We start from the raw sequence: 12,781 nt of genomic DNA on the forward strand, positions 1-12,781 counted from the left end.
CTTTGTATTTAGCTAATCATCTGAATGTCGCCACTCTCTGGCGGCGAGCGAGCGCCATGATATGGGATCGCCGTGAATACTCAATATATCCAGAGAAACATATCTGTGACCCGCCTCGCCAGCGCTCAGCCAAAGCCTCTGCGCATCACCATAATTAATAGTCAAAACAGATAGATGGCGCAAAAAACAGGCACATCTTGCGCCGCGGCAAAGATCCCGCCCCACCTGACCAAGCTTGCTTCCTGCTGAAATGAACAAGCCCTGCCGAGGGGCAGGGCTTGATGGTGGAGGAGCGCCTCACAGGGCGGCGGCGGACTCACGCTGATAATGCTGGCGGATCCAGGTCTCGAAGTCGGCCAGCATGCGGCCCTCCGACTCGCGGTTGTCGGCAATCAGCTCGGCGCCGTGCATCACTCGGATGTGGGCGTCGAGGGGCGTCCCCTCTCCGGCCGGTGGGCGCTGGCGCGCCGCCGCCATGCAGGCTGCGGCCGTCGCCCACGCCTGCGCCACACTCTGGTTGCACGCCTCGGCTAGGGGAACGGCACTGAAGCCTTCGCCAGTGAGGCTGCGTAGCGTCTCGTCATGGGTCATGCCGTTGCCCGGCCCCCAGTAATGGGCGGCCAGATCCGGCCCGATGCGCGGGTTGTCGGTGAGGTAGCCGTCGCGCCCCAGGAAGTAGGCACGGGTCTGCTCCACCGCCATCAGCGCCAGCAGGTAGCCGTGATAGGCGCAGGCCGACTCCTGGTTGAGCAGGTGCGGGATCGCCAGCAGCGGGCGCGGGCTCTCCACACCCAGGATGGTGAGCTCCCAGCGCCGGGCCAGCGCCAGCACCGCCTCGGGAGTGCGCTCACTGTCTGCCATGGCGTAGAGATCCCGCTCGAAGTAGGCCACCAGCGCAATCTGGCGCTCGTTGAAGGCGCGAAACGGCTGGCGCGCCTCGATCATCGCCTTGATGAGCTCGTCGGGAATCGCCTCCCCCTCCCCATTCCTGGCATAGCGCTTGAGCCAGTCCGCGTCGTCCAGCAGGCTGTCGCAGAACATGGACTGGGTCTCGGCATAGGCCATGGAAGTGGGGGGAAACTCCTGGGAGAAGCAGGGGGCGTTGCCGGTGACATTGGCAAAGTGCGCCGCGTGGCCTCCCTCGTGGAACAGGGTGTTGAGGCCGCTCCAGCCGCTGCCCACCTGGGCCGGATCCGCCAGGCTAGTGAAGTTGACCACCGCCGGGACCCACTCCCCCTCCTGCCAGAAGCTCGGCACCGGGCCGTGGCAGAAACCGTTCTCGTATTTCCCCTCCCGGGTCAGCAGATCCAGGGTGAGGGTGGCACCGCGATACTGGATGCCGAGGCGGCGGAAGCTCTCGACCCAATCCTGCAGCGCCCGGGAGAAGGGCACGTAGGGGTCGAGCTGGCGGGTCACGTCGCCACTCACGCTGTAGCGCAGGTTGTGGGGCAGCAGGGCCGCTTCTCCCTTGGCGGCTTTCAGCTCCGCCAGGCTCTGGTGTACCCGCTGCTCGGTGCGGCTGATAAAGTCATCGAGCACGGCGAACAGCTGCTCCGGGCTCATCTGCTCGTTCTTGTGCACCTTGTAGTCGAAGTAGTCCCGATAACCCATGGCCCGGGCGAAGCGGTTGCGCAGGGCCACCACCTCGAGGAAGCCGTTGCCGACCACCCACTGCTCCAGGGTGTGGAACATGGCGAGCGCACTCTGGCGCACCGCCTCGTCGCTACTTGCGGCCAGCGCCGTGCTGGCGGCGGGCAGACTGCCGGCCACCTGGCGGCCCTGCTCGTCCAGCAAAGTCAGCTTCAACCCCTTGCGGCGGGCAAAGAGATCCGCCTCGGCGACCACCAGCTCGTCCATCAGGGCGGCGGCGGCCGGCTCCTCGATGACGTTGCACTCGAAGAAAGCCACCCAGCCCGCCAGGCCGCGCCTGAGAGCGGGCTCCTCGGCCTGGGCCTGCATCTCCCGCAATGCGGGCAGCCTGGCCGGATCGGCGCAGAACGCCTTGTAGGCCTGCTCGGCGGCGGTGAAACCGGCCTGATCGTCGCTGGTACCCATGTAGGTGGACCAGAACAGATCCTCCTTGCGCCTGTGTACCCTCAGGTAGTCGGCGTTGAGCTGGTTCAAGTAATTCCTGGCAATGGAACTCATAAATTCCCTCTTGTTATGGGGTCACCCACAGGGGTGCCCACTCCTTTTTGGTGAAATGCCAACTCATTCACACTTCCTGCAAATAGGGCCGGCAAATGGTGCGCCGGGATGCGCCAGACCACGCTATCAAAAGCGAGGGTCCCTGTCTGCTGGCTATACTGGTTGCCAAAAAACTCAATTGGTGGTCAATCATCACAACCCATTGAAAGTTAAATAAATGTTAACCAAAAACAATCGAGGCCAGCCAACTGACCGGCCCTCACCATATCCGCACGGGAAAGAAGGAAAAGACTATGTTCAAGCTCGGTGATATCGCCGTGAGTCGCAAACTGATGCTGCTGCTCTCGGTGGCGCTGGTCGGCTTCATCGCACTGCTGCTCATCTCGGCCAGTGCCCTGCATCGCAACCTGATGAGTGAGCGGGAAGCCCGATTACAGGCGGTGCTGGATCTCGCCATGAGCCGGATCCAGACCCTCGCCGCCACCCTGCCCGCCCCAGAGGCGCAGGCCGAGGCCAAGGCCATGCTCGACAGCATGCGCTTCGATGGCGACAACTATCTGTTCGTACTGGATGAGAATCGCCGTGTGGTGGTGCATCCCGCCAAGCCCGAGCTGGTCGGCCAGCAGATGGGCGCGCCCGACGCCGCCCCCGCCGATGCCCACTGGCAACGCATGGTGGATCTGGGCAAGGGAGGCCATCAGGGTCGTCTTGAATACCAATGGATCTCCCCCTCCGGCGAGGTGGCCCAGAAGATGTCACTGGTGGCCGGCTACCAGCCCTGGGGCTGGATCCTGGGCTCCGGTCTCTTGCTGCAAGACATCGAGGCCACCATCTGGTCCCAGTATGAGCTGATGGGAGGGGCCACCCTGCTGGTGATCCTGCTGATGGGATGGCTGGGGGTGGCCATCAGCCGCTCCATCGTCAAGCCACTGGCCGAGATCAAGGGGGCCATGGCCCAGGTGGCAGCCGGCGATCTGGTGGTGAGCATCCCGGTGCATGGCAAGGATGAGCTGGGGGCCGTCGCCACCAGCACCAATCAGGGACTGGACGCCATTCGTCACGCCCTGCTGGAAGCCAGCCAGGGGGCTCGCAACGTGGCGGATGCCGCCCTGCGCATCGCCGCCTCCGCCGAGCAGACCAATCAGGCGGTCAACAACCAGCGGGATCAGCTGGCCCAGCTCGCCACCGCCATGAACGAGATGAGCGCCACCATCTCGGACGTGGCGGGTCACGCCGAGAACACGGCCCGCGACACCCAGGACGCCACCAGCGAGGCCGGACTCGGCAACAAAGACGTCCACGCCAGCGTGCACGGCATCCAGGCACTCGCCACCGAGGTGGAGCAGGCCACCCATCAGGTCAATCGGCTCAAGGAGGGGGTGATGCAGATAGGCGAGGTGACGGCCGTCATCAGCGCCATCTCGGATCAGACCAATCTGCTGGCCCTCAACGCCGCCATCGAGGCGGCCCGCGCTGGCGAGCAGGGTCGCGGCTTCGCCGTGGTGGCCGACGAGGTGCGCCAGCTGGCCAGCCGCACCCGCCACTCCACCGAGGAGATCCAGAGCACCATCACCCAGTTGCAGCAGCGGGCGATGACCGCTGCCAGCGCCATGGACGCCAGCCGCAAGCTGGCGGAGAGCAGCGTCGGCCAGTCCGAGAAGGCGGGGCAGGATCTCTCCCTCATCGTCAATCACATCCAGCACGTGAGCGACATGGCGACCCAGATCGCCACTGCGGCGGAGCAGCAGAGCATGGTGGCCGAGGACATGAACCGCAACGTCAGCGGCATCAATGACTCGGCCCTGGAGATGTCCCAGGCCGCATCCCAGCTGGCCCGGGAGAGCGAGCTGCTGGCCGGACTCTCCCGCAGCCTGGACGAGCGGCTGGCGGTGTTCAGGCTCGGCAATGGCCTCTCCCGGGATCTGTCGCCCGGTCAGGCTCCGCGCCCCTCGCCCTCCCGCCGCACAGACCAGTACCCGCACCACTGACCACCTGACACAGTCCCATTCCCTGCCGGCCCCGCCGACAGGGGATTTTTTCATCAATGAAAAATGTCACGACCTCGCATCTTTTCAACAGAATGGGCGAACTAACCCCAACTTGATGGATTAAATATAAATTTAAAAACAATGAGTTAAGTTATTGCTCTACTCCAATGAGATCAAGTTGCAAAGATTTATACTTAATAATTTAATCAAAAAAAGCCATCATGACTGTGTCGTCATCAAAGGCGACACCCTGACCCTTTATGTAGTCATTTGGCAAACTGGTTGAAAGGCCAGGACGCAAAGCCTCCGGTCTAAAGACATGTCGTCCAGGATAGCGGGGTTGCCACACTCAGGTGTGTCACGGGGAATTCCCCTGCCAACTTGACTGCCCACATCACCGAACAGAGGAATGTATGGCAGCAAAAATCAAACTCAATCATGTGGCCACCGCGCTGGCGTTGCTCGCCAGCGGCGGCGCGCTCGCCCACGGCTACATCAGCCAGCCGGAAGGGCGCAACTATCTGTGCAAGACCGGCGGCAACAGCCAGTGCGGCGCCATTCAATGGGAGCCACAGAGCCTGGAGGCGCCGTCCGGCTTCCCCAATGGCGGCCCCGCCGACGGCCAGATCGCCTCGGCCGGTCATCCACAATTCGCTGAGCTCAACGCCCAGACCAGCGATCGCTGGACCAAGCGACAGGTGCAGGCCGGCCCCTTCGCCATCGGCTGGACCTTCACCGCCAACCATGTCACCCGCAACTGGCGCTACTACCTCACCAAGCAGGAGTGGAATCCGAACCAGCCGCTGACCAGGGACTCCTTCGATCTCAATCCGTTCTGTGTCATCGACGGGGGCATGGTGCAACCGCCCAAACAGGTCACCCATCAGTGCACCCTGCCGGCGCGCACCGGTCATCAGGTCATCCTCGGCGTCTGGGAAGTGGGAGATACCGCCAACAGCTTCTACAACCTGATCGATGTCCAGTTCGACGGCGGCACCCAGCCACCGCTGACCTGGAGCCAGGGCGGGACCATCTACCCCTCCACCGATCTGGTTGCCGGCGACAAGGCCAAGACCCGGGTATTCGACGCCAACGGCGAGCGCACCGATCTGCAGACAGTGCTGACCATAGGTTCCGCCGAGCAGGGTCAAAAGAACAACTGGGCCCACGATCTGGCCGCCAAGATCAACGCCGAGCAGAGCCAGATCCGCGCTGGTCAGCAAGGCTCCGATGGCCAGTTCAACCCGGTCTACGGCCAGAATCCCGTCTACCTGAAGGCGGGCAGCAACCTGCAGCGGGTCGAGGTCCAGCTCGAGCAGCAGCAACCCCCGGTGAATGACGGCATCAGCGTGAGCGGGCTGGAGAACGAATACCTGCTCGACAACGGCAAGGTCACCCTCAACTTCACCGTCACGGCCGAGGGGGATCTCGCGGTCACCAACACCCTGTATGACCACGGTGGCGCCGCCAAGGGTCAAACCAGTGCCGACATCAAGGACAGCAGCCAGAGCTTCACCATGGAGGTCAGCGGTCTGAGCGCCGGTCACCACCAACTGGTGATCGAGGGCAAGCCGAAGGCGGGCGGCGCCCCCCTGCAGCAGACCGTGGATCTGATGTTCAAGGATCCGGCCAGCGGCGGTGACTACCAGTACAGTTTCCCGGAGGGGCTCAAATCCTATGCGGCAGGCACCAAGGTACTGCAGCCGAAAGATGGCAAGATCTATCAGTGCAAGCCCTACCCCTACAGCGGCTGGTGCACCATCTGGACAAGCACTGCGACCCAGTATGAGCCCGGTGTGGGCACCAACTGGCAGGATGCCTGGACCCTGGTGAACTGATCCCCTCAATCAGAAGAGGCCCGAGCGGCCTCTTTTTTGTGCCTGTCATCCGCGCTCCCGGTGCCTTGCAGCACCCTGGGCCCCAGTCGGAAAAATCCCATGACGAAAGACTACTATGACCCCCTGAGCCGCCTGCTGCACTGGTTGATGGCCGCCGTCATCCTCTACGCCACCCTGGCGGGCTACCTGATGCACCTGGTGATCGACAGCCACCCCAGGCTGTTTCAGTTTCTGTCGGTGTTGAACATGTCGATGGCGACCCTGATCACCCCGCTCTTCCTGCTACGCTGGGGCTGGCGGCACTGGCGCGCCCCCCTGCCCGAAGATAAGGCCGAGCCTCACCATCCCGCCGCCCGGCTGGCTCACGCCCTGCTCTACGGCCTGATGTGCATCGTGCTGTTGAGCGGCTTCCTGATGCTGGAGCAGGGTTATTCCCTGTTTTGGCTCTACCCGGTCGGCAACCCCATCGATGTACCTGAGGTCAACGCCTTCTTCTTCGGCGTGCATCGCCTCGGCTGCCTGTTACTGGCGGCGCTGGTCCTGCTGCACGTGGCCGCCGCCCTCTACCATCACAGGATCAAGGGGGATCGCACCCTGTATCGCATGTTGGGTCCCCAGAGCAGGCGCTAACCAATGAGTGAGGCTCTGGGCCTGGCTGAAGAGCCGAATAAGCAACAGGGAGCCATCGGCTCCCTGTTTTTTCAGACCATGCGCCACATTCAGATCTGGTAATCGAGCAGCGGCTCGTTGCTCATGGCCCTGGCCTGGATCTCCGCCAGCGCCAGCTCGGGGTTGCAGAGCTGGATGAACTGCCAGGTGAAGTTGTGCTGGAACTGCCCCTGCTTGAGGCCTATCCAGGCGGTGTGCGGCGCAAACAACCGGCTGCCGTCGAGCTGCACCAGCCCCTTGTCCCGCTGGGGATCGAACGCCATGTCAGCCAGTATGCCCACCCCCATCTCCAGCTCGACATAGGTCTTGATGACGTCGGAGTCCTGGGCGGTCAGCAGGATCTGCGGATGTATCCCCGCCTCGGCGAAGGCCTCATCCACCCGCACCCGCCCCGTCAGGCCCGCCTGATAGGTCACTATGGGCCAATGGGCCAGGGCCGCCAGGGTGAGCTCCCGCTCTGCGGTGAGCGGGTGCTGCTCCGGCACCACTATATTGTGGTGCCAGCGGTAGTAGGGAAAGGCCACCACACCTTCGCTCTTGTCGAGCTGCTCGCTGCTGATGCCAATGTCCACCTCGCCGGTCTGCACCAGCCGCACTATCTCCTCCGGGCTGCCCTGGCGCAGCTCCAGCTGCACCAGGGGGAACTGCTCGCGAAACGCCTTCACCACACGGGGCAGGGCATAGCGCGCCTGGGTGTGAGTGGTCGCTACCAGCAGCCGCCCCGAATCACGGTTGGCGAAGGTGCTGGCTAGTTTGCGGATGTTGTCTGCATCCCCAAGGATGCGCTCGGCGATCACCAGCAGCTCCTTGCCCGGCTCCGTCATGCCGAGCAGTCGCTTGCCGTAACGGATGAAGAGCGCGAGCCCCAGCTCCTCCTCCAGCTCGCGGATATGGCGGCTGACCCCGGACTGGGAGGTGAAGAGGGCATTGGCCACCTCGGTCAGGTTGTAATCCCGCCGCGATGCCTCCCGGATAATACGTAATTGCTGAAAATTCACCTCATCGCCTCCTGCGCTGAGTGGCGGTGGATACTGCCACCGTCCTCCTGTTATTGGGCGACCGGATCAGAGTCCGGCTGCAAGCCTGAAAGGAGTCTCGTCTTGGGCCCTCGCCCTCAAATCTGGTAGTCGGGATAGAGCTGCGCATGCCGGGCCACCAGACGCACCCCCTGGCCGGGGGCGAAGGCACGGGCGGCCTCCTTGCTCAGCTCGGCCTCGTAGTGAGCCCCCCTGGTCTCGCCATCCCCGCGCAACTCCACCCGGATCCGCGGCCCCATGGGCAACAACCGGGTGATGGTGGCGCTGATGCCACCCGGTGCATCCGCCGGCAGTATCTCCAGCTCGTGGGGGCGCACATAGGCGATGGCCGCACTGCCCTGTGCCAGCTGGGAGCTGATGGGGCCACCCAACTGCTGCTCACCTATGCCAAGCCCCTGCCCGGCCACCCGGCCGCGAAACAGGTTCACGCTGCCGAGGAAGCTGTGCACGAAGGCGGTGGCGGGCTGGTCATAGACCTCGGCCGGGGTGCCGATCTGCTCGACCCGCCCTGCGTTCATCAGCACCACCCGATCCGCCACCTCCAGCGCCTCCTCCTGATCGTGGGTCACAAACAGGCTGGTGACGTGCAGTTCGTCGTGCAGCTCCCGCAGCCAACGGCGCAGCTCCTTGCGCACCTGGGCATCGAGGGCGCCGAACGGCTCGTCCAGCAGCAGCACCTTGGGCTGCACCGCCAGGGCGCGCGCCAGGGCGACCCGCTGGCGCTGGCCACCGGAGAGCTGGGTCGGATAGCGCTCGGCCACGTGGCTGAGCTGCACCAGATCCAGCAGCTCCTTGACCCGGGCGCGGATGCTGGCTTCATTCGGCCGATCGGAACGTGGCTTGACCCGCAGGCCAAACGCCACGTTCTCGAACACCGTCATGTGCCTGAACAGGGCATAGTGCTGGAACACGAAGCCGACGTTGCGCTCGCGCACGTGGAGATCCGAGGCATCCTCACCACGGATGATGACGTTGCCGCTGTCGGCCTGCTCCAGCCCGGCGATGATCCGCAGCAGTGTGGTCTTGCCGCAACCGGAGGGGCCGAGCAGCGCCACCAGTTCACCGTCGTGAAAATCGAGGTTGATGTCGGCCAGGGCCGCGTACTGATTGAAATGCTTGTTGAGTCGTTGAACCTGAATGCTCATGGCTGCCTCTCTAAACCGTTAAACCGGATTCATGGTTATCCGGGCTGGCCTGCCAGCAGGCAGACCAGGCCATATCAATGGGACTGGGTGGGCTGAGCGCGCAGCCGGGCCAGCAGGGTCTCCCCCAGCAGGGTGAAGATCCCGAACAGGGCCAGCAGGCTCGCCACCGCGAAGGCGGCGCCGGTCTGGTACTCGTTGTAGAGGATCTCGATGTGCAGCGGCAGGGTGTTGGTCTGGCCGCGAATGTGGCCGGAGACCACGGAGACGGCGCCAAACTCCCCCACCGCCCGGGCGGTACAGAGCAGCAGACCGTACATCAGGCTCCAGCGGATACCGGGCAGGGTGACCCGCCAGAACATCTGCAGGCCGCTCGCCCCCAGCATGATGGCGGCTTCCTCCTCTTCCGGACCACGGGCCTCCATCTGGGGCAGCAGCTCGCGCACCACGAAGGGCACGGTAATGAAGGTGGTCGCCAATATGATCCCCGGGGTGGCGAAGATGATCTTGATGTCGTGCTCGCTAAGCCAGTCGCCGAACCAGCCGCGGCTGCCGAACATCAGCACGAACATCAGGCCCGCTATCACCGGCGAGACCGAGAACGGCAGATCGATGAGGGTGATGAGCAGTTGCCGGCCCGGGAAGCGGAAACGGGCTATGGCCCAGGCGGCCGCCAGCCCGAACAGCAGGTTGAGGGGCACGGAGCAGAGGGTCACCAGGGCGGTCAGGCCGAGGGCGCTCAGGGCATCCGGCTCGCTGATGGCATGCCAGAAGAAGGCGAGGCCTGGGCTCAGGGCCTGGATAAAGACGGTGGCCAGCGGCAGCAACAGCAGGGCGGCGAACCAGCCCAGCCCGACGCTGATCAGCAGCCACTTCACCCAGGCGGGCTCACGGGTCACGGCAGGCTGGCGTACCTGAGTGGCAGGCGCCCCATCGAGGACCAGATCCAGGCTTGCGTTGGATGCGTTCATATCCGGCTTCCTCCGATGCGTGCCCAGCTCCAGGCCTGCAACTTGTTGATGATCAACAGCAAAACAAACGAGATCAGCAGCATGACGGAGGCGATGGCCGAGGCACCGGCATAGTCATACTCCTCCAGATGGCTCATGATCATCAGCGGCGCGATTTCCGACACCATCGGCAAATTTCCGGCGATAAAGATGACGGAGCCGTACTCCCCTACCCCGCGGGCAAACGCCAGGGCGAAGCCGGTGAGCAGCGCCGGGATCAGGGTCGGCCACAACACTCGCGCGAAGGTCTGCCAGCGATTGGCACCCAGGCTGGCGGCGGCCTCCTCCTGTTCGGTCTCAGCTTCCCGAAGCACGGGCTGCAGGGTGCGCACCACGAAGGGCAGCCCGATGAAGGTGAGGGCGATCACCACCCCTATGGGGTTGTAGGCGAGCTCGATGCCAAAGGGGGCAACCCACTGACCTATCCAGCCGTTGGGGGCGAAGATGGCGCACAGGGCAATGCCGGAGACGGCGGTCGGCATGGCGAACGGCAGGTCGATGAGCGCATCCACCAAGCGGCGACCGGGAAAGCTGTAACGCACCAGCACCCAGGCCAGGATCAGCCCGAACAGGCTGTTGAGCAGGGCGGCGACAAAGGCGGCCCCGAAGCTGAGGCGAAAGGAGGCGAGCACCCGGGGGGAGCCTATCACCTGCCAGAACTCGGTGGCCGTCAGGTTGTTGACCGCGAACAACACCAGTGCCGAGAGGGGCAACAACACCAGTATGCTCAGGTAGAGCAGACTGAAGCCCAGGGTCGGCCCCAGACCAGGGAGGACGGAATAAGAACTTAATCGCATAACACATCCGTTTGTTATAAATACTTTCGATACGCTGATTCTGCTCACGACCGCCAGTGACAACAAACACCAATAACGCCTTTGCTAAGCACTTTTTTATCTAACAACGGCAAACCAGGGCCTTTAGAGCGATAAATAGAAAAAAAGGTCTTTTATATAAATAAAAGACCTAACAAACGGAGCGGTGAAACCTGAACTGTGGAGACAGTCACTATGGGATCAGGGTGGCGAGCCTGTCTGATATCTTGCGGGAACTCTCCTTGTCATATGGGCAGAGGGTCAGCGGAAGCTGAGGGCAGCCCGCCTGCCCCATTCGGTCGAGGCGGGATCCACCACCATCTCGGCCCTGTGATGAAGGGTGTTCAGCAGGTTGAGCCCCTGACTCCACTCCCCATGACCGGACTGGGCATTGATGTGGCCCACCTCGCCGGCGTCGAACAGCGGCACCTGCCACTGGCGACTCCAATACTCGGCACGTTCGAAGCTCATCCAGGGATCGTTACGGCTGGCGATAAGCTGGGCGGACACTTTGATGGACCCCGCCAGCGCCTCATCCGGGATACCGAAGCGGGCCGGGTCCGCAGGTGCCACTATCAGGATGGAGGAGACCTTGTCCGGTTGCAGCCGGGCGGCGGCAATCGCCGTCAAAGCGCCGAAGGAGTGGGCCACCAGGTGGACCCGGCTGCGGCGGCTTCTGAGCTTGCTCGCCAGCTTGGCGCTCCAGACCGTGAGGTCGGGCTTGTCCCAGGGCAGACCCAGCATCCGCTGCCACTGGGGAAATTGCTGGTGCCAGCGACTCTGCCAGTGATCCGGCCCACTGTTGTGCAGACCGGGAACCAGAAGGATCTTGTTCATCATGGTGCTCCTATCTGTTGTCACAGGGACCAGTCACGTTAGCGGCCCGGTTGGTAAATCTGGTCGAACAGCCCGCCCTGGGCGAAGTGCTTCTTCTGTGCCTTGTCCCAATCCCCTTCCAGATCCTTGACGGTAAAGAGCGCCAGCTGCGGGAACTGGGCCGCTGTCTCCTTGAGGATCGCCGGGTTGCTCGGGCGATAATGGTACCTGGCGATGATCCGCTGCCCCTCGTCGGAATAGAGGTAGTCAAGATAGCCCTTGGCGACCGCTTCGGTGCCGTGCTTCTTGGCTACCTTGTCCACCACGGCAACCGGGGGTTCGGCCAGGATGGAGACCGAGGGCACCACGAGCTCGAACTTGTCGCTGGTCCCCGGCTGATTCAGCACCAGCAGGGCTTCGTTCTCCCAGGCCAGCAAGACGTCGCCGAGGCCCCGCTCGATGAAGCTGGTGGTGGCACCCCGGGCGCCGGAATCCAGCACCTTCACGTTCTTGAACAGATCGCCGACAAACTGCCTGGCACCCTCTTCAGTGCCGCTCTTCTTCAGGGCATAGCCCCAGGCAGCCAGGTAATTCCAGCGCGCACCGCCGGAGGTCTTGGGGTTGGGGGTCACGATGGCGACATCCTTGCGAACCAGATCGCCCCAGTCCTTGATCTGCTTGGGGTTGCCCTTGCGCACCAGGAAGACGATGGTGGAGGTATAGGGAGACGCATTGTTGGCAAGGCGCCCCTCCCAATCGCTGGCGGTAAGACCCGCCTTGGCCACGGCATCGACATCATAGGCCAGCGCCAGGGACACCACGTCCGCCTCCAGGCCGTCCACCACGGCACGGGCCTGCTTGCCGGAGCCACCGTGTGACTGGCTCACCACCACATCATCACCCGTCTTGGCCTTCCACTCCTTGGCAAAGGCGCTGTTGTATTCCTGGAACAGCTCGCGGGTCGGGTCATAAGAGACGTTGAGCAGGCGCACCTCGGCCGCATTGGCCTGGCCGAGTGCCAGCAGAGAGAGCAGGGTCAGGGCGGTCATTCGCAATTTCATGGTGATACTCCATATCGTTGGGTTGAGTACAGAATGCCGCCTTCCACATATATCAGGAAGAAAGAAAAAGCGCTTTGCTTATCTCTTTTACGCATATTAGGCCAACCGCCAACGCATACTCACTGCTGCGAACCAGCTCCCCGATACCCCTGATCGCCCAACTCGCCCCTCATCAACATCAGATTACAGGCACGAAAAAGCCCAGTCTGTTGACCGGGCTTGCTGAAGGCGCATAGCAAAAAGGCCTTCCCGTGAGG

10 protein-coding genes and 1 riboswitch are annotated in these 12,781 nt (G+C 63.1%); of the genes, 3 read left to right on the top strand and 7 right to left on the bottom strand.

Annotated features, from left to right (window positions below; all coding sequences use genetic code 11):
- Positions 1-297: 297 nt before the first annotated feature.
- Positions 298-2,148: a M3 family metallopeptidase gene (locus tag BN1127_RS15485; protein ID WP_041206758.1), complete on the bottom strand. Its 1,851-nt coding sequence runs from the start codon at positions 2,146-2,148 to the stop codon at positions 298-300.
- Positions 2,149-2,441: 293 nt separating this feature from the next.
- Here BN1127_RS15485 and BN1127_RS15490 point away from each other — a divergent pair, with 293 nt between their 5' ends.
- The 3 genes from BN1127_RS15490 to BN1127_RS15500 all read left to right on the top strand — a co-directional run bounded on the left by BN1127_RS15490 (position 2,442) and on the right by BN1127_RS15500 (position 6,604).
- A complete protein-coding gene (locus tag BN1127_RS15490; protein WP_005332393.1) occupies positions 2,442-4,136 on the top strand; it encodes a methyl-accepting chemotaxis protein in 1,695 nt (564 codons plus the stop codon).
- Between the two features lie 262 nt (positions 4,137-4,398).
- A riboswitch (cyclic di-GMP riboswitch) is annotated at positions 4,399-4,484 on the top strand.
- A 65-nt stretch (positions 4,485-4,549) separates the two neighbouring features.
- On the top strand, positions 4,550-5,974 hold the full coding sequence (gbpA, locus tag BN1127_RS15495) for an N-acetylglucosamine-binding protein GbpA (protein ID WP_005332396.1): 1,425 nt from the start codon (positions 4,550-4,552) through the stop codon (positions 5,972-5,974).
- Between the two features lie 99 nt (positions 5,975-6,073).
- Positions 6,074-6,604, top strand: coding sequence for a cytochrome b (locus BN1127_RS15500; protein ID WP_042650010.1), 531 nt, complete (start codon positions 6,074-6,076; stop codon positions 6,602-6,604).
- Positions 6,605-6,693: 89 nt separating this feature from the next.
- On the opposite strand, the gene cbl is transcribed toward BN1127_RS15500, so the two are convergent.
- The 6 genes from cbl to BN1127_RS15530 all read right to left on the bottom strand — a co-directional run bounded on the left by cbl (position 6,694) and on the right by BN1127_RS15530 (position 12,524).
- Entirely contained in the window at positions 6,694-7,641 is a 948-nt protein-coding gene (cbl, locus tag BN1127_RS15505; RefSeq protein WP_005332399.1) for an HTH-type transcriptional regulator Cbl, read from the bottom strand.
- 116 nt (positions 7,642-7,757) lie between these two features.
- Positions 7,758-8,825, bottom strand: coding sequence for a sulfate/molybdate ABC transporter ATP-binding protein (locus tag BN1127_RS15510; protein WP_005332405.1), 1,068 nt, complete (start codon positions 8,823-8,825; stop codon positions 7,758-7,760).
- A gap of 74 nt (positions 8,826-8,899) precedes the next feature.
- A complete protein-coding gene (cysW, locus tag BN1127_RS15515; protein ID WP_005332418.1) occupies positions 8,900-9,793 on the bottom strand; it encodes a sulfate ABC transporter permease subunit CysW in 894 nt (297 codons plus the stop codon).
- Entirely contained in the window at positions 9,790-10,629 is an 840-nt protein-coding gene (gene cysT / locus BN1127_RS15520; protein WP_005332419.1) for a sulfate ABC transporter permease subunit CysT, read from the bottom strand. Before cysT ends, cysW begins: the two co-directional genes overlap by 4 nt.
- Positions 10,630-10,908: 279 nt before the next feature.
- On the bottom strand, positions 10,909-11,484 hold the full coding sequence (locus BN1127_RS15525; protein WP_042650011.1) for an RBBP9/YdeN family alpha/beta hydrolase: 576 nt from the start codon (positions 11,482-11,484) through the stop codon (positions 10,909-10,911).
- 38 nt (positions 11,485-11,522) lie between these two features.
- Complete coding sequence (locus BN1127_RS15530) at positions 11,523-12,524, bottom strand: sulfate ABC transporter substrate-binding protein (RefSeq protein ID WP_042650012.1); 1,002 nt, start codon at positions 12,522-12,524, stop codon at positions 11,523-11,525.
- Positions 12,525-12,781: the final 257 nt, after the last annotated feature.

It is taken from the genome of Aeromonas media, from assembly GCF_000819985.1.
Classification (GTDB): domain Bacteria; phylum Pseudomonadota; class Gammaproteobacteria; order Enterobacterales; family Aeromonadaceae; genus Aeromonas; species Aeromonas media.

Bases quoted from the DNA above. Each gene is read 5' to 3' on its own strand.
- cysW (WP_005332418.1), bottom strand. From the start codon at position 9,793: ATGAACGCATCCAACGCAAGCCTGGATCTGGTCCTCGATGGGGCGCCT.
- BN1127_RS15485 (WP_041206758.1), bottom strand. From the start codon at position 2,148: ATGAGTTCCATTGCCAGGAATTACTTGAACCAGCTCAACGCCGACTAC.
- BN1127_RS15500 (WP_042650010.1), top strand. From the start codon at position 6,074: ATGACGAAAGACTACTATGACCCCCTGAGCCGCCTGCTGCACTGGTTG.
- BN1127_RS15510 (WP_005332405.1), bottom strand. From the start codon at position 8,825: ATGAGCATTCAGGTTCAACGACTCAACAAGCATTTCAATCAGTACGCG.
- BN1127_RS15525 (WP_042650011.1), bottom strand. From the start codon at position 11,484: ATGAACAAGATCCTTCTGGTTCCCGGTCTGCACAACAGTGGGCCGGAT.
- cysT (WP_005332419.1), bottom strand. From the start codon at position 10,629: ATGCGATTAAGTTCTTATTCCGTCCTCCCTGGTCTGGGGCCGACCCTG.
- BN1127_RS15490 (WP_005332393.1), top strand. From the start codon at position 2,442: ATGTTCAAGCTCGGTGATATCGCCGTGAGTCGCAAACTGATGCTGCTG.
- BN1127_RS15530 (WP_042650012.1), bottom strand. From the start codon at position 12,524: ATGAAATTGCGAATGACCGCCCTGACCCTGCTCTCTCTGCTGGCACTC.
- gbpA (WP_005332396.1), top strand. From the start codon at position 4,550: ATGGCAGCAAAAATCAAACTCAATCATGTGGCCACCGCGCTGGCGTTG.